The organism is Chitinophaga vietnamensis (assembly GCF_902167635.1).
Classification (GTDB): Bacteria; Bacteroidota; Bacteroidia; order Chitinophagales; family Chitinophagaceae; genus Chitinophaga; species Chitinophaga vietnamensis.
This window is the reverse complement of sequence record NZ_CABHMS010000001.1, coordinates 142,431-157,930: the sequence shown is the minus strand read 5'-3', so window position 1 is coordinate 157,930 and position 15,500 is coordinate 142,431. Positions and strand designations below refer to the sequence as shown.

Annotated in this window: 15 protein-coding genes and 1 tRNA gene; 4 read left to right on the top strand and 12 right to left on the bottom strand. The window is 47.3% G+C overall.

From position 1 onward, the window contains the following. Window positions 1-23: 23 nt before the first annotated feature. The 3 genes from FPG75_RS00655 to FPG75_RS00645 form a co-directional block, all read right to left on the bottom strand. Window positions 24-563: a hypothetical protein gene (locus tag FPG75_RS00655; RefSeq protein WP_143304567.1), complete on the bottom strand. Its 540-nt coding sequence runs from the start codon at window positions 561-563 to the stop codon at window positions 24-26. A gap of 309 nt (window positions 564-872) precedes the next feature. After that, window positions 873-1,577 carry a hypothetical protein gene (locus FPG75_RS00650; RefSeq protein WP_143304566.1) on the bottom strand — a complete coding sequence of 235 codons (705 nt, stop codon included), beginning with the start codon at window positions 1,575-1,577 and terminating at the stop codon, window positions 873-875. Between the two features lie 60 nt (window positions 1,578-1,637). After that, window positions 1,638-2,522 carry a LysR family transcriptional regulator gene (locus FPG75_RS00645; protein ID WP_143304565.1) on the bottom strand — a complete coding sequence of 295 codons (885 nt, stop codon included), beginning with the start codon at window positions 2,520-2,522 and terminating at the stop codon, window positions 1,638-1,640. A gap of 91 nt (window positions 2,523-2,613) precedes the next feature. Between FPG75_RS00645 and FPG75_RS00640 the strand changes: the two genes are divergently transcribed. Both FPG75_RS00640 and FPG75_RS00635 read left to right on the top strand, forming a co-directional pair. After that, window positions 2,614-3,549 carry an alpha/beta hydrolase gene (locus tag FPG75_RS00640; protein WP_143304564.1) on the top strand — a complete coding sequence of 312 codons (936 nt, stop codon included), beginning with the start codon at window positions 2,614-2,616 and terminating at the stop codon, window positions 3,547-3,549. Between the two features lie 11 nt (window positions 3,550-3,560). Further along, entirely contained in the window at window positions 3,561-4,694 is a 1,134-nt protein-coding gene (locus FPG75_RS00635) for an MFS transporter (RefSeq protein ID WP_143304563.1), read from the top strand. Window positions 4,695-4,728: 34 nt separating this feature from the next. On the opposite strand, the gene FPG75_RS00630 is transcribed toward FPG75_RS00635, so the two are convergent. From FPG75_RS00630 to FPG75_RS00595, 8 genes are all read right to left on the bottom strand, one after another. After that, window positions 4,729-6,459, bottom strand: a complete 1,731-nt coding sequence (locus FPG75_RS00630; RefSeq protein WP_143304562.1) for a hypothetical protein — start codon at window positions 6,457-6,459, stop codon at window positions 4,729-4,731. A 61-nt stretch (window positions 6,460-6,520) separates the two neighbouring features. After that, entirely contained in the window at window positions 6,521-7,531 is a 1,011-nt protein-coding gene (gene gap, locus FPG75_RS00625; protein ID WP_143304561.1) for a type I glyceraldehyde-3-phosphate dehydrogenase, read from the bottom strand. Window positions 7,532-7,611: 80 nt separating this feature from the next. Further along, complete coding sequence (locus FPG75_RS00620; protein WP_143304560.1) at window positions 7,612-8,103, bottom strand: hypothetical protein; 492 nt, start codon at window positions 8,101-8,103, stop codon at window positions 7,612-7,614. Between the two features lie 58 nt (window positions 8,104-8,161). Then, window positions 8,162-9,013, bottom strand: a complete 852-nt coding sequence (locus FPG75_RS00615) for a helix-turn-helix transcriptional regulator (RefSeq protein WP_143304559.1) — start codon at window positions 9,011-9,013, stop codon at window positions 8,162-8,164. 122 nt (window positions 9,014-9,135) lie between these two features. Next, a tRNA-Ser gene (locus tag FPG75_RS00610) sits at window positions 9,136-9,222 on the bottom strand. Window positions 9,223-9,310: 88 nt separating this feature from the next. Continuing rightward, window positions 9,311-10,003 carry an aquaporin Z gene (gene aqpZ, locus FPG75_RS00605; protein WP_143304558.1) on the bottom strand — a complete coding sequence of 231 codons (693 nt, stop codon included), beginning with the start codon at window positions 10,001-10,003 and terminating at the stop codon, window positions 9,311-9,313. Window positions 10,004-10,259: 256 nt separating this feature from the next. Further along, window positions 10,260-11,297: an asparaginase gene (locus FPG75_RS00600; protein WP_143304557.1), complete on the bottom strand. Its 1,038-nt coding sequence runs from the start codon at window positions 11,295-11,297 to the stop codon at window positions 10,260-10,262. Between the two features lie 45 nt (window positions 11,298-11,342). After that, window positions 11,343-12,113 (bottom strand): TatD family hydrolase, encoded by a 771-nt coding sequence (locus FPG75_RS00595; RefSeq protein ID WP_143304556.1) that lies wholly within the window; start codon window positions 12,111-12,113, stop codon window positions 11,343-11,345. Between the two features lie 86 nt (window positions 12,114-12,199). On the opposite strand from FPG75_RS00595, the gene FPG75_RS00590 reads away from it, so the two are divergent. After that, window positions 12,200-13,081 carry a hypothetical protein gene (locus tag FPG75_RS00590; RefSeq protein WP_143304555.1) on the top strand — a complete coding sequence of 294 codons (882 nt, stop codon included), beginning with the start codon at window positions 12,200-12,202 and terminating at the stop codon, window positions 13,079-13,081. Window positions 13,082-13,122: 41 nt separating this feature from the next. On the opposite strand, the gene FPG75_RS00585 is transcribed toward FPG75_RS00590, so the two are convergent. Then, window positions 13,123-13,746, bottom strand: coding sequence for a polysaccharide deacetylase family protein (locus tag FPG75_RS00585; protein ID WP_143304554.1), 624 nt, complete (start codon window positions 13,744-13,746; stop codon window positions 13,123-13,125). Between the two features lie 139 nt (window positions 13,747-13,885). Here FPG75_RS00585 and gltX point away from each other — a divergent pair, with 139 nt between their 5' ends. After that, complete coding sequence (gene gltX, locus FPG75_RS00580; RefSeq protein ID WP_143304553.1) at window positions 13,886-15,415, top strand: glutamate--tRNA ligase; 1,530 nt, start codon at window positions 13,886-13,888, stop codon at window positions 15,413-15,415. Window positions 15,416-15,500 lie beyond the last annotated feature (85 nt).

The window sequence follows — 15,500 nt, the reverse complement described above, 5'->3', positions numbered from 1 at the left end:
AAAAAGAAGCGCTTATCCGCGTACTAATAAATGTTGATATTATTTTTCTCATCTCTCTCCATGCGTTTACCTTTCAGCTGACGCACCATTGAATGGTAAGCGGATTGAATCGTCTCGGGTTGTTTCACATCATTTACATAGAGTATTTCATCCTGAATACGCACACGTGCCGGGCCATTACCAATCAGATGCTCAGCTTCCAATTTGCTGAATAATGCTCTTACCTGCTGCGATTCAGCTTCCAGTGCCGACATGGGCCGCCGGCCAGGGTTCACATGACCGGGAGTAGCGTTCAATTTTGCAGCATCTTTCAGTAATATTTCTTCCGACTGTCTTGACCGGGCTAGCCACTCCTTGTCTGCTACAGGCAGCTCTTGCTCATTATTGAATACGCTCACTTTACCGTCAGGATATTGAACAATCACCTTTCCTTTCCAGGAAGGCTGCAGATGGTCAACATTCACAATGTTCGGCGCCAAGGGTCCGCTGGCAACATCTCCATATACTTTGTATCCATTTTCTGGTATACAGATAAGATAACGATATGAAAGGGTAGTATCCATAGTAGTGCGGGTATACATGGGTAAAACACAGTTTTGCTCTCTTGCCGCTGCACTGAGGGTTAAACAAGTACAGAGGGGCAATGTCACAACTACCAATATGCTCATTTCTTTTGGTTGGGTTAGGGACATCATAGCCTTACATTATGAAACTAATTTAATGTAATTTTTTAATTCTGCAACATAAAAACAGTAAAAAAACACAACGTATTGATTGGCAGACATTCTCATGAAATACTGAAGGGGGAAGGCTTACAGCCGATCCCCCTTCATGATAATTTGCTTTCTTATCGTCAACATTTCACTGATCTATTATTTCAGTGGTTTACCGTTCTCATCAAATGTTTCAAAAACAGTTTTGTTATTTTTGTCCACATAGATCTTGATCCTCGGCGTGCCTTTATCATCACGGATAAAGAGACCTACTTCATTTTTCATTGTCTTGCCCACAAAGAGGCGTTCTGTACCGAATGCGCCATTGGCGGCCAGGGAATCAAATGCATTCTTTTCTTTTGCTTCATTCTTGAAAGCATTGATTGAATCCACTACTTTTAATACGCGTGATACCGGGTATTCATCGCTGCGATCCCATAATTCGAGGCCATAGGCGCGGGCTCCGGCGCCTTGCAGTTCCTGGAAATATTGTAGCTGCATGATCTGGTCATTACGGAACTGATCAACAGAAAATACCAGGCCAGCGTCTTTTTTATCTGCATCGTAAACAAGTCCTCCGCATTCATTGCCGCGACCATCGAAGAAGATCATACCGGCTTCGCGGGCGCGGGCAGGTAAATCTTTTCCATCCGCCTTGCCGGGATGTTGCCGCGCTTTGTTGGAGATCACCAGTTTCACCGCACCATCTTTTTCAATGACATTGATACGTTCTACATCAATTTCTTCGAAACGTTGTTTGTGGTTATCTGATCTGAAAGACATAAAAACAAACAGACCGAAAATAAAGGTGAGTACAAGAGAATAGATTTTGAGTATTCGTACTTCTTTTAACAGTTTTTCCATGAGATAAAAGGGGTTTTGCGAGATGCAAAGCTAGGGGTATTACAGGAAATATTTTTGATCTCACTTCAACAATGCCTTCACCAGCTCCAGCGCCCTGGCAGTAGTTCTGGCCTTGTCATACGCAAGATAAATGGTATTGGTGGTAGGCGTGATCCCTTGCCATATTTCAGCGATCAAGCCTTTCTTCTTTCCATCTTTGATGAGATAATCAGCGGCTACTGTCACGCCTTCACCTTTGCTGATGGCGTCTAAAATAGTATTCATATCCGGGATGGTGAAGCGCGGTTTTATAGGAGGTCTTTTCTTGAAATTCACCAGCCAGAACCGGCGTATGATAGCGAGGTCTGTGCTGTATGCAAACCATGTTTGCTGTAGCAGCCATTCTTCTACCTGTTCCCATGCTTTCTTTTTCACCATCTTGTGAAACGCGGTGGTATCGATAGACGGGCTGCCGGCTACGATAAATGATTCTGTTAAAACAGGCTCAAAGAAAATATCTTTTCTGTCTGTCCGTTGTGTGGCCACTACGAAATCAAGTTCGCCATCGGCGAGTTTGGCGAGCAAGTCTTTTGTTAACCCGAACGATACCACAATATCCGCCTGTAATTTGGAAAGGTGTTTCAATGATACTGTATGAAACACTTCTTTAACGGCGCCCAGACGGATCAGCGGCAGTTGGCGGCCACTGCGCATCGCCCTGAAAGTGGTTTCAATATTTTCGAGCTGTTCCAGAGGCGCTACTACCTGTGTATAAAACAGTTGACCGTCTGCTGTGGGCACCAGTCTTGGCTTCCGTTCGAACAGCTGCTGTCCGATATGCGCTTCCAATGCCGACAGGTGCTGACTTACATTAGGCTGCGAGATAAACAATATCCTGGCGGCAGCTGTAAGCGACCCCGTTTGATAGATAGCTTTAAATGTCCTGTACCATTCAAGATTTACCATACCGGAAAGGTATAAATTTTTTTATTGGTTCTATAAATCATGCTATTTTATTTTATGGGGATGATACCTGCAATTTTGCTCAAAAAAGAACATGAGCAACACTTTGATATTATCTCCGGAAGTTACGGCTGCATTGGCATTCATTCAATCCATAGAAGTTCCCGTTGCGGAAAATGCCGTACACATGGGACGTGAATTTTACGAGCGTTTCATTCCCATGGCTGGTGAACCGGAGGAAGTAAATTTTATACAAACGCATACGATTCATTCGCCGCAGGCAGATATAGCCCTTCGCATTTACCGGCCTTCCGCGCAGCCTTCATTACCGATAGTGTTATACATGCATGGCGGTTGGTTTAATGCAGGCAGCCTTGATACGCACGACCGGCCGCTACGTGCTGTTGCCAATTTATCCGGGGCCGTAGTGATCTCCATCGACTACCGGCTGGCGCCGGAACATCCCTTCCCTGCCGGCTTGCACGATTGCTGTTATGTATTGCAATGGGTGATGGATAATGCAGCCCTGCTTGATGTAGATATCAACCGCATTGCTTTAGCCGGAGATAGCGCCGGTGGGGCGCTGGCGGCAACAGTGACCCTGCGGGCCGTGAAAGCGTTGCACCTATCCCTGGCCTGCCAGGTATTGATCTACCCGGTTACTGACGCTTCCCTGAGCAGCAGCTCCTGGCAAACGTTTGCTGATGGCCCCAACCTCACGCTCGCAGGCGCCAAAGATGCCTGGAATATGTATATACCTGATCCTAATGCCAGGCGCCATCCCGATGCGTCCCCACTTTATGCAGATGATCTCACCGGCTTACCACCTACCTTGATCATCACAGCAGAATACGATCCGCTACGGGATGAAGCCATTCACTATGCAGAAAAATTACAAGCCGCTGGTACAGATGTGCAGTTGTCTGCATACGCCGGCATGATTCACGGCTTCTTTCAGATGGGAGGTATTATAAGCGATGGCAGGCACGCGATACAAGCCGTTGCCGCTTTTTTGAAGGCTCATTTTTAATACCCTCTGCTATGAAAAAAATTGCTTACATAGGATGCCTGGGCATGATCGGCGTTATCACCACCGAGTTTGGCATCATCGGCGTATTGCCGCAGGTGGCGGAATACTACAGGATCAGCGTTGATAAAGCAGGATGGCTACTGAGCGCCTTTGCCCTGGTGATCGCGCTGGCCGGGCCTTTCATGACGCTGCTGCTGTCGGGCTTGAACAGAAAGTACCTCATGGCATTCAGCATTTTCCTGTTTCTGATTTCAGGAATGGTAGCTTTATTTTCTCCGCCGTTCTGGTTATTGCTGATAGCCCGCATGTTGCCTGCCTTCCTGCAGCCAGTCTATATCTCTACAGCTATCGCTGCTGCGACCAGTGGAGCCGACAAGAAAGCTACACATACGATGATGGCTATCGTACTGGGAGGCATTGGCCTGTCTACCATAACAACGATCCCCCTGGCCACTTACATGGCCGGTGTATTTCAACGCTGGCAGGCCTCATTTGTTGTACAATGCCTGGTTAGCCTGATCGCATTGATCAGCATATTGTTAGCATTGCCAACGATGCTGGTTGCAGAAAAAAAGCAGCTTGGCAGTCAGTTGAAAATTTTGCAAAAGCCGGGATTCATTATCAGCACGGTGATCGTATTCCTGATGAATGCGGCTATGTTCACTACTTATTCCTATTTCGCAGATTACCTGAAGAAAGTAAATGAAATGGATCAGGGAACAATCAGCAGTATGCTGTTGTTATTTGGTGCGGCGGGTGTTGCGGGGAATTTTGTTGCAGGTAAAGCGCTGGGGAAAAGTCTTGCCGGCACAACTGCTTTTTTCCTGATTGGGTTGATGCTGACGGCAACTGGCATCTATTACTTCAGTACCATGTCCTTCGTGAGTGTTTTGCTAGTTGCGGTATGGGGATTTCTACATACGCCCTGTTTTCTTACCGGCCAGGCATATATGATATCTTATGCGTCGGAAGCACCTGAATTTGCGAACAGTCTTTCTATTTCCTTTGGCAACCTGGGCATATCGGCGGGCACGCTAGCCGGTGGCTGGGTGATTGCGCAATATGGAGTGCACAACACTCCCTGGGCGATGTGTGTATTATGTGCGGCGGCTTTGAGCCTGTTGTTGATACAAAGATTTGAATGAGGGATCTGTAAAACAGATCCCTCATTTATTTATTTTACTTAATAGTAATCCTCGCTACAGCGATCTTTGACTTCCCAATCATCCTGTCCGACTTTCCAACCATGTACATATCATTGCCGATAATGGCTCCCAAACGGGGCATGGCGGTAGGCACATCAGTATTGGAGAAAAATACTTTCCTGCTAACTTTACCGGAAACCTCATCAATGTTTACAAGGAAACAATCGGATTTGCCGAAACGATATGCTGATCTTGCTTTTTGACCAGCCTGGGTAACAGCAATATTTTTGGGATTGTCGTTATACAACAGCTGAATATTTCCACTTGTCTGGAAAGCGCCGAAGCCTGAATAAAAAGGCCTGTTTCCATCCATAAAATAACTGATGTCTGCTTGAATACCATAACCATACGATGTGGTAGTAGCCCCGCGTATGCTTTCCCACTGCCGCTTGGGAAGTATCTGCAACCATCCGATGTTGCCGGCAGCATCTATCTTACACATCAACAAGTCGCCGGATGAATAAACTGAATGGGAGGTCGTCTGAGTTTGACCCACGATTCCGTTCATAACAGTAGGAGAAGTTTGAGAAGTATATTCAAAATGCGCGTATGTTTCTGCAAGAATAACGAGCCCGTTATCGGCTGTATAAAATATCTTACGGAATTGCATGATCCTGGAAAAACCTTCTTCATCTTCTTTCTTTCTATTCAGATCTTCTCTCACCTTCCGATCTTCCTTGCTTTCTTCTTTATCTTCCCCATCCTCACTATCCGCCTTATCCTGCTCTGTTGACAGGAGAGAATAATTGATCGGCTTATCGCTCGTAGAAATCACTTTTCCATCATTCAAATTGATCCGCTGCACCAGCAATCCGTCAATGGCGCCGCCTCTTTTCTGGTTGCTGTAGAATCCCGCCAGCACCAGGTCTTTGTTCCTTTCCTGTACTATTTTTGTATTGGTAAGCCGTTTCCCGTTGATGCCGGTATTGATCTCTGCCTGTTGCTTTCCCTTCTCATTGTAGATACGGATATTGTAATTGGTAAAGTCCAGGAACTTTTCTTTCTTCTTTTTTCCTTCTTCATATTCGTACATACGCCCTACCAGCACCACTTTGCGATCGGTGGTGTACAACACGTCTTCCAGTTGATATTTTTTAGATTCAAATTCATTCCTGATGATAAGCGGCTTGGATGCTTTGAGATTCTTATCCAACTCCTGTATCTTGTATTCGTTTTTCTCTGTTCCTTTTATGCTGCTGACGATCACCATCTTTGTGCTGTCTGCATTATAGTCGATCTTGAAATCAACATCATCGCTTTTTTCATTTAGTTGGAAAACCGCTACTTCTCTCCATTCACCGGTTAGTTCGCCGGTGTTTTTATTCACTGCAGAGGCGTAAAGGGCAAGGGTTCTATCCCGCCGGCTATAATCGGTCGAAAACAAGAACAGCTTGTCCTGGCAGGCAAAAAATTGTTCAAATGTTTTACCTCGCAATTCCCTGTTAAAGTCGTTGCGATAAACCTCATTTAAATTTTTGTCCACCTTTACGAGGGAAGCCGATTCTCTGTAAGCGGTGGCGATTACAAAATAGCCACTCATCACCGAATGACTTTCTTCCAGATAGGCGCCGGTGTTGTCAGCAGTTATTACTCTCAGGTCGGTACTGCCTTTGCGGAGTTTAAATTCATCTCCCCATTTTATAGATTGGGCGAGGGCGGCCATGCCAAGGATGGCCAGGTACAGGGTCAGGTAAACACGTTTCATTAAAAATGTTTTAGGTACAGGTGATTTCAGGGTATAGCACAGGAAAAGTAACAAACTTTATTTATTGCTTCTTTTGTTTAAGTTCGGCAATACGCACCACCAGGTCTGCCAGGCGGTTGGAGTATCCAAATTCATTATCGTACCAGCCCACTACTTTTACGAGGTCGCCTACGATGGAGGTTAATAAAGCATCGAAGGTGCAGGAGTAGGGGTTATCAATGATATCTACAGAGACGATGGGCGCCTCGGTATATTTCAGTACGCCTTTCATGGATGTTGCGGCGGCTTCTTTAAATCTTGCATTGATCTCGTTCACGCTTGCCGGCTGCTTTTTCAGGATGCAGGTAAAGTCGGTCAGCGATCCGTTCAACACGGGCACACGGATGCCTGCGCCGCCCATCTTGCCTTCCAGGTGCGGAAATATAGTGGTGATCGCCTTTGCAGCGCCGGTGGAAGTAGGTATGATGGAGGCCGATGCTGCGCGCGCCCTGCGCAGATCGCGGTGGGGGGCGTCATGCAGGTTTTGATCTCCGGTCATGGAATGCACGGTGGTAATGTAACCATCTACAATACCCCAGTGATCATCGAGCACTTTCACCATCGGCGCTACGTTGTTAGTAGTGCAGGATGCATTGGACAGTACCGGCGATGTCAGGTCTATCAGGTGATCGTTCACGCCTAGTACTACCGTAGGAATATCTTTATCCGGTGATGGCGCCGACACGATCACCTGTTGCGCTCCTGCCCGCAGATGCTGTTCTGCGGCGGGTTTGCTGGTAAACTTGCCCGTAGCCTCAATGACCAGGTCGATACCCAGATCAGCCCAGGGTAGTTGCAGCGGGTCGCGCTCCGCTAAAACACGGATAGACCGGCCATCGACGATCAAGGTATCAGCGGTGGCACTTACTTCGCCTTCGTAAGGGCCATGTACAGAATCATATGTGTAAAGATGGGCTAGTGTTGGCGTATCTGCCAGGTCATTTATGGCTACTACTTCAATTCCTGTTTTTTGCAGCAACATGCGCAAACATATTCTGCCGATGCGCCCAAATCCATTAATCGCTATCCTCATGGACAATATTTTATGGCTGGCAAAGTTAAGTGTATTTATCCATGCAATAGCCATTTTTGTCCATGCTCTCCGCATCCGGTTTACAGGGCAAGGAAATTGTTTATTTCCTGCTCCCAGTCTTTGAGATCGTGCTGGTATATACGATCAATAAACTCCTGACTGCTCTGGTTTCCCTGCGCATTGAGCCCAATGAAGCTGTAAGTAATGCGGGCGGCGGTGGTAGTATCGCTTTTCGGCTCGCATTGGATGGTAATGGTCCAGCAACGGTTCTCTCCATAAACCATATATTGAATCAGGAATTTCCCGGGATCATATTTCGACACCCGCCATACATAGTCTTTTTCACCTTCAAAATGACCGGGCGTGGTAAATGTGGCTTCCTCTTCGATCGTTTCAGTGGAAGGGTAAACTGGTTGCGGCTTCCAGCCTGCCGCCCATTTCTTCTCTTCGTATGCGCCGAATAATGGGAAAACAGTTTTGACATTTCCGTTCAACATAATGGAAGCGGTACGACTGATCTTCTGTCCCTGGGCTGCGAGCCCGCACAGCAAAATGGTGATTAATATTTTCATATAAATTTTTTATAAAGAAAATATTAATGGGATAGTCGCACTTATCGAAAATTGGGAATTATGCCTGAGAGGGTGGGAACCCAAATCTTTTCCTGAACAGTAGACTGAAAGAAGCAGGGCTCTCAAAGCCAAGCTGGAAGCATGTTTCCGAAACAGATTTATCTTTCAGCAACGCAAGGGCTTTTTGCAATTTCAACTCCGTAAAATACTGATGCGGAGTGATGTCAAAAACATCGCGGAAGTTAGACAGAAAATGGAATTTATTAAGACATGCCTGTTGTGCGATCTCCGCTATGCTTATATTTTCCATTACATTGTCGTTCATAAAATCTCTAGCCAATATCAGGCGGCGATATAATTCTTCTCTAGTAGAACGTTTTACCGCCTTCAGTGCCCTGATACATTTTTGTGTCTGATCACGTTGCAACTTCACAGCAGCGATCAAATCAAAAAGCGCATCTTCTTGTTGATCCGCTAAACCAAGAAGGATTTTATAAATGGTATCGTTTAAATCAAATGGCACGTCAGGGAAGATGATTTCCTTATCCATCGCGGCTTCGGGCGTCGCCAGCAAATTCTCCTCACTATTTTGCAGATAATGGAAACTATCACGGATGAACTGTGTTTCAAAAAGAATAAGAATAGTCTTCAGTGCAGTAGCTTTGGGGAAATTAATTTCGAGCTGATCATTCGCATTCAGAAAATAGAAATGCCGGTCTGATACTTCAACAGACCGTTGATTAACCACATATCTGCCTTTGTTTCGAAAATTAGTGACGAACAAATACGGCGTTGGATGTTCCGGATAAAAATAGCCATCCAGTGTATCTGCAATGATGACTGCATTTTTAGCAAGTTTCGTGTGGCCATTGCTATATTTTGCGCTATCAGGCAGCGTGTTCAGGATCATAAATGCAAATTAGTAATTATCCGGGGAATATGGGGAGAGATGCGCTGTTGCCGGGAGCAAGCTCCATCACGCCTTAAAAACAAAATGCCCCGCCTTGCGGCAGGACATTCGTTTAAAGCTTGCGGAGAAGAAGGGATTCGAACCCTTGAAACCCTTTCGAGTTTACACACTTTCCAGGCGTGCCAGTTCAACCACTCCTGCACTTCTCCGTGATTATCTTTACAAAGAAACAGAGAGGTTGATTTTCTGTTTCAGGGTTGCAAAGATAACCTTTTGTCTAATATTTCCAAGACTTTTTTAGTTTTTGTCATAGAGCTTCCAGATGAAGCCGCCAATAAGCCCGCCGATAATGGGTCCTACGATGAACACCCAGAGGTTGGCCAATGCAGCGCCGCCTACAAACAAGGCCGGACCGATACTGCGTGCAGGGTTCACAGATACGCCAGTAACCGGAATACCTACAATGTGGATCAGCGTAAGCGCCAGACCAATTGCTACCCCGGCGAAACCGCCGTTGCCATTGTTTTTGCTGGTAGCGCCATGTACCACTACCAGGAAGATAGCCGTGAATACGATTTCCGCCACGAGGCCGCTCACCAATGAATAGTGATCAGGGGAACCATCAGCCACACCGTTGGCGCCAAGGCCATTCGCTGCAATACTATAGTCACCCTTGCCCTGTGCAATAAAGAACAGGATAGCTGCTCCCACGATAGCGCCGGCGATCTGCGATACAATGTACGCGCCGGCATCCTTACCGGAGATCTTGCCATGAGCCAGCATGGAGATGGTAATAGCCGGGTTGATATGACAACCGGAAATATGTCCGACTGCATACACCATAGCCAGTACTGATAAACCAAACGCAAAGGCAATACCCAGGAAGCCCACATGGCCGCCCGCCAATACTGCACTTCCGCAGCCCATCAAAACCAAAACCAGTGTTCCGAAAAATTCTGCAATGCACTTTTGAGATAACGAATTAGTCATAGTAATCGTTTTTTGTGGTGAATGGATTTAGCTCTTTCAGGTATGAGGGGTAACAGTTTATACATCTACATAAATATAACGCAAAATTTAAGAATTTACGGATTTAAGAATTTATGGATTTATGGATTTATGGATTTACGGATTTACGGATTTATGGATTTATGGATTTATGGATGTGAGAATTTATTATTGACAAATTCTCACATCCATAAATCCATAAATTCTCACATCCGTAAATCCGTAAATTCCCAAATTCTTAGTAGGTCTCTATTGGGGTCAATTCGCCTCGGAGCGGCGTTTCTATAAGGCGTTTGCTATCTTCAAAGCTGAGCCCCTGGCCCAGTACGAACATCAGTTTGGTGACGGCGGCCTCAAAGGTCATGTCGTGGCCGCTGACTACTCCCATATCGATGAGGTGCTGGCTGGTTTCATATTTTCCCAGCTCCACGGAGCCACCATCACATTGCGTGATATCTACTACAATGGCGCCGGCATCCACCACTTTCCGGATGCTTTCAATAAACCAGGGCTGGGTATTGGTGTTGCCCGAGCCGAAAGTTTCCAGTATCACACCTTTCAGGCCGGGTATGCTCAAAGTGGCTTCCACGGCCCTTCTGGTGATGCCGGGGAATAATTTGAGCACGGTGATATTTGTTTCCAGTTCTTTATGCACCTTCAAAGCTTGCGTGGGAGGCGGCAGTATGAACTGTGTTTTGTATTTGATATCGATGCCCGCTTCGGCCAGCTGCGGATAGTTCATGGTATAGAACGCCTCGAACTTTTCCGCATTATATTTTTTGGCGCGGTTGCCGCGGAAGAGGGAGAAGTCGAAGTAGATACATACTTCCGGCACCAGGGCCGTATCGCTGCCATTGTGTTTGCTGCAGGCGATCTCCATGGCGGTGATGATATTCTCTTTAGCGTCGGTCCTGATTTTGCCGATGGGCAGCTGGGAGCCGGTCAGGATCACGGGTTTGGAGAGATTTTCCAGCATGAAGCTGAGGGCAGATGCCGTGAAGGCCATCGTATCGGAACCATGCAATATCACGAAACCATCGTAACGATCGTAGCGGTCTTCAATGATACTGGCCAGTTCCACCCAGATCTCCGGCTGCATATCTGATGAGTCAATAGGCGGGTTGAACGCATATACGTAGAAGTCGATGCCCATCCGGTAAAGCTCCGGCAAATTGTTCCTTATCTCGTTAAACCCAATCGGGCGAAGGGCTTTGGTCTTGTCGTCATAGATCATGCCTACTGTTCCGCCCGTGTAAATAATCAGAATTTTACTCATTGTTGCTAGTACTGCCAATTGCCAGCAAAGGTATCCACTAAAAGGTTAGAGCGTTTTGAATAATTTGAGCGCATTGCTGCTTGTTATGGCGGCTACCTCTTCTATTTTTAGATTTTTTATATCTGCCACCTTTTCGCCTGCCAGCGGCAGGTAGGCGCTTTCGTTCCTTTTACCGCGATAAGGCACCGGCGCCAGGTAAGGCGCATCGGTCTCCAGTACGATATGTTGCAGGTCAATAGCGGACACGATCTGATCAAGCCCCGATTTCTTGAAAGTGACCACGCCGCCAATGCCCAGGTAGAAGCCAAGATCGATGATCTCTTTCGCTTCCTCCAATGTGCCGGAGAAGCAATGGAAAACGCCACTGAGCTGTCCGTTCTGCAATGCCTTTACTTCGTTTATGCATTCCCGTGTGGACTCCCGGCTGTGGATGGCTACAGGCAACTGATATTCCCTCGCCAGCATCAGCTGCTCCTGAAAGGCGCGGTACTGCTGGCTCAGCAGGGATTTGTCCCAGTAAAAGTCCAGCCCTATTTCGCCGATCGCTTTGAACGGACGCTGTTGCAGCCAGGCTTTCACCAGCTCCAGCTGCGGCTCCACATCCTCCTTCACATAGCAGGGATGGATGCCCATCATCGCATATAACTTATCCGGATAAGCCGCTTCCAGCGCCAGCATGCCCGCAATCGAGTCCTCGTCTATATTCGGCAGGAATATCTTTTCTACCCCCGCCGCAAATGCCCTTGCCACCATCTCTGTTCTGTCAGATTGAAATTCTTCAGAATACAGATGTGCGTGGGTATCTATCCAAAGCATAATAATTTTTTTTATTATATTTTAATATTATCTTTATGGCTCACAAAGGTACATCCTGAAAAACCTAATAAAAAAACTATACATCTATGAAAAGCTATTTCAGTACCAATCGTGTGCTGGCATACACTATCAGTTGTGTGGCCCTGACAGCACTTTTCTTTGCCTGCAAGAAAGAAAACAATTCTGATGCAGCAGGTTCTGATCAGAACGATAACCGCACCGCCGTGGTAGCCACGCACGAAACACAGGTGAATGGCATCTATGGCGACATCTACTCCTCTGTTTCTATGGTCAGCACCAACGAAGGACTGGATAGCGCACACGCACGTAAGGCCGACAATTCCATGGCGCTGGTATCCTGCCCCAGCACCCTGCTGGATATCACCTCACCGCTCACCTGGCCTAAAACCGTAACGATCGACTTCGGCACTTCCTGCAGCGACAATATGGGCACCATCCGCAGCGGCAAGCTGGTAGCCACTTTCAGCGCACCGCTGTTTGCGCCTAACAGCTCCGTGAAAGTAGTGCTCAACAACTATAAAGTGAACGGCATCCCCGTGGAAGGCACCGTAACATTCAGCAACGTGAGCTACAAAAGCCCTAACGGTATCCAATATACGACAGCCGTAAATGGCGGCCTGGTAAAGCTCAACGACTCCACCACCGTTGCCTATACCAGCATCAAAAACGTGAAACAGATCGCCGGCGGCGCCACACCGCTGAACCCTTCTGACGATGTTTTCAGCGTAGACGGCACTGCCACCATCACTTACAAAGACAGCAGCGTAGCCAACATCTCTACGCCAACGCCACTGGAAAAAGCGTTCAGCTGCAAATGGATCAGCAAAGGCGTGCTGAAAATAGAATACAATAAAGTGATTGCTACCATCGACTATGGTAATGGCACCTGCGATTCTATCGCAACGATCAAGATCGGAGATAAACAGAAAGATATTGTAATAAGATAGATCATAATGAGAAGAGCGGCCTCCAGCCGCTCTTCTCATTATCAAAAAGTAATTGCTTTCATTTCCAGCTGCTGCTTGCGGCAATATTCCAATACCCGCGGCAACGCGTACGACAGCCGCTCCCAGGCCTTGGTACTGTCGTGAAACACAATAATGGAGCCGGGTTTCATCTTGAACACGACATTCTGCACACAGGCTTCTCCATTGATATCCGGATCAAAATCCGCACTCAGCACATCCCACATAATGATCTTCGCACCCGGTATCGTCTTCTTGATCATCCTGATCTGGAAAGGATTTATCCTGCCATAGGGCGGTCTGAATAACCTGGAATCAATATAGGCAGCCGCTTGTTGCACATTCTCCAGGTACTTGTCTGTAGGGGTTTTCCAGCCATTGAGATGATTATGTGTATGATTCCCCACCGCATGTCCTTCTTCCAATATCTGTTGATAGATCTCAGGATGTTCCACCACATTTTTCCCGATACAAAAGAAAGTAGCTTTAGCATCGTACTTTTTGAGTTGTGCCAGCACAAACGGAGTAGCTTCCGGATGCGGGCCATCATCGAAAGTAAGATATACTGCATTGGAGGAGGAAAGGCTCCAGATGCAGCTGCTGTAAAGCATTTTCAGGATGCCAGGTGTTTTGGTAAGATAGAACATGGTACACAAGGAGCTTTTTGCTGTTCGCTATCAGTGCAAGATACTCAATGTAGCCCGTCTCTCCGCGGTATTAAAAAATTTTAATGCGCTTCACAGCCATGCGGGAAAGCTAAGCGCTAAACCCTTAACTTTGCTGCCTATGGATAACAGGAAAGTAAGAGTGCGTTTTGCGCCAAGTCCTACTGGTGGCCTGCACCTCGGCGGCGTACGCACGGTATTGTTCAACTACTTATTTGCAAAGCAGCACGGTGGTGAATTTGTGCTGCGTATAGAAGATACAGACCAGACCCGCTATGTACCTGGCGCAGAGGAATACATCAATGAATGCCTTCGCTGGTGCGGCCTCACGCCTGATGAAAGCCCCGAACTGGGCGGCCCCTACGCGCCTTACCGCCAGAGCGAACGCAAGCCGCTCTATCGCCAATATGCAGAAGAGCTGGTAAAAAAAGGATATGCCTACTACGCTTTCGATACGCCTGAAGAGCTGGAAAGCATGCGCGAACGTCTGAAAACACCGGAAAATCCATCTCCGCAATACAACCACATCGTGCGCAAACAAATGCGCAACTCCCTCACCATGAGCGATGCGGAAGTACAGGAGCTGCTGGCAAAGAATACAGCGCATGTGATCCGTATCAACATGCCCGCAGATGAAACGCTCACCTTTACAGATATGGTTCGCGGTGAAGTTACTTTCAACACTTCACAGTCTGATGATAAAGTACTGCTGAAAGCAGATGGTATGCCCACTTATCATCTTGCCGTAGTGGTAGATGATTACCTGATGAAGATCACGCACGCCTTCCGTGGCGAAGAGTGGCTCCCTTCAGCGCCCGTGCATATCATGCTCTGGAAATACCTGGGCTGGGAAGCGCACATGCCGCAGTGGGCGCACCTGCCGCTGATCCTCAAACCCGACGGCCACGGCAAACTGAGCAAGCGCGATGGCGACCGCCTCGGCTTCCCCGTGTATGCCATGAACTGGACCGACCCACGCACCAACGAATTCACCAAAGGTTTCCGTGAACTCGGATTCCTGCCGGAAGCCTTCATCAACATGCTGGCGATGCTCGGCTGGAACGACGGCACCGCACAGGAAATATTCTCACTGGATGAACTGATACAAAAGTTCTCCATGGACCGCGTTCATAAAGCCGGCGCCAAGTTCGATTACGAAAAAGCAAAATGGTTCAACCACCAATACCTGCTGCATAAAGACGATCAAACACTGGCGGCCCTTTTCCAGCCTGTACTGACAGAGAAAGGCCTGCAGGCCGATCCAGCCTATGTAGCCACCGTGGCCAGCCTCGTAAAAGAACGCTGCTACTTTGTCAATGATGTATGGGAACATGGTTTCTTCTTCTTCCAGCGCCCTGCGAGCTACGACGAAGCTGCCGTGAAACCTAAATGGAATGCAGACAAAGCTGCTTTCTTTGAAGCATGGTCTGCCCAGCTGGCTACCACCAGCGACACCTCTGCAGCCGCACTGGAAGCCGCTTTCAAAGCACTGGCTGCTGAAAAAAATATCAAGATGGGTGAATTGCAACTACCGTTCCGCATCATGCTCACCGGTGGCAAATTCGGCCCCCCGGTATTTGATATCGCCGCTACGCTGGGAATGGAAGAAACCCGTCAGCGCATTACAAATGGATTAGAAGCATTTAAATAATTACGGATTACGAATTAAGAATTACGGATTTGTGGGGAAGATATTCGCGAAGAAGCTCTCAAAGTGCTCCAAGGGCTTCTTCGCG

Bases quoted from the DNA above. Each gene is read 5' to 3' on its own strand.
- FPG75_RS00640 (WP_143304564.1), top strand. From the start codon at position 2,614: ATGAGCAACACTTTGATATTATCTCCGGAAGTTACGGCTGCATTGGCA.
- FPG75_RS00595 (WP_143304556.1), bottom strand. From the start codon at position 12,113: ATGCTTTGGATAGATACCCACGCACATCTGTATTCTGAAGAATTTCAA.
- FPG75_RS00635 (WP_143304563.1), top strand. From the start codon at position 3,561: ATGAAAAAAATTGCTTACATAGGATGCCTGGGCATGATCGGCGTTATC.
- FPG75_RS00650 (WP_143304566.1), bottom strand. From the start codon at position 1,577: ATGGAAAAACTGTTAAAAGAAGTACGAATACTCAAAATCTATTCTCTT.
- FPG75_RS00600 (WP_143304557.1), bottom strand. From the start codon at position 11,297: ATGAGTAAAATTCTGATTATTTACACGGGCGGAACAGTAGGCATGATC.
- aqpZ (WP_143304558.1), bottom strand. From the start codon at position 10,003: ATGACTAATTCGTTATCTCAAAAGTGCATTGCAGAATTTTTCGGAACA.
- FPG75_RS00590 (WP_143304555.1), top strand. From the start codon at position 12,200: ATGAAAAGCTATTTCAGTACCAATCGTGTGCTGGCATACACTATCAGT.
- FPG75_RS00620 (WP_143304560.1), bottom strand. From the start codon at position 8,103: ATGAAAATATTAATCACCATTTTGCTGTGCGGGCTCGCAGCCCAGGGA.
- FPG75_RS00585 (WP_143304554.1), bottom strand. From the start codon at position 13,746: ATGTTCTATCTTACCAAAACACCTGGCATCCTGAAAATGCTTTACAGC.
- FPG75_RS00630 (WP_143304562.1), bottom strand. From the start codon at position 6,459: ATGAAACGTGTTTACCTGACCCTGTACCTGGCCATCCTTGGCATGGCC.
- gltX (WP_143304553.1), top strand. From the start codon at position 13,886: ATGGATAACAGGAAAGTAAGAGTGCGTTTTGCGCCAAGTCCTACTGGT.
- FPG75_RS00615 (WP_143304559.1), bottom strand. From the start codon at position 9,013: ATGATCCTGAACACGCTGCCTGATAGCGCAAAATATAGCAATGGCCAC.
- gap (WP_143304561.1), bottom strand. From the start codon at position 7,531: ATGAGGATAGCGATTAATGGATTTGGGCGCATCGGCAGAATATGTTTG.
- FPG75_RS00645 (WP_143304565.1), bottom strand. From the start codon at position 2,522: ATGGTAAATCTTGAATGGTACAGGACATTTAAAGCTATCTATCAAACG.
- FPG75_RS00655 (WP_143304567.1), bottom strand. From the start codon at position 563: ATGGATACTACCCTTTCATATCGTTATCTTATCTGTATACCAGAAAAT.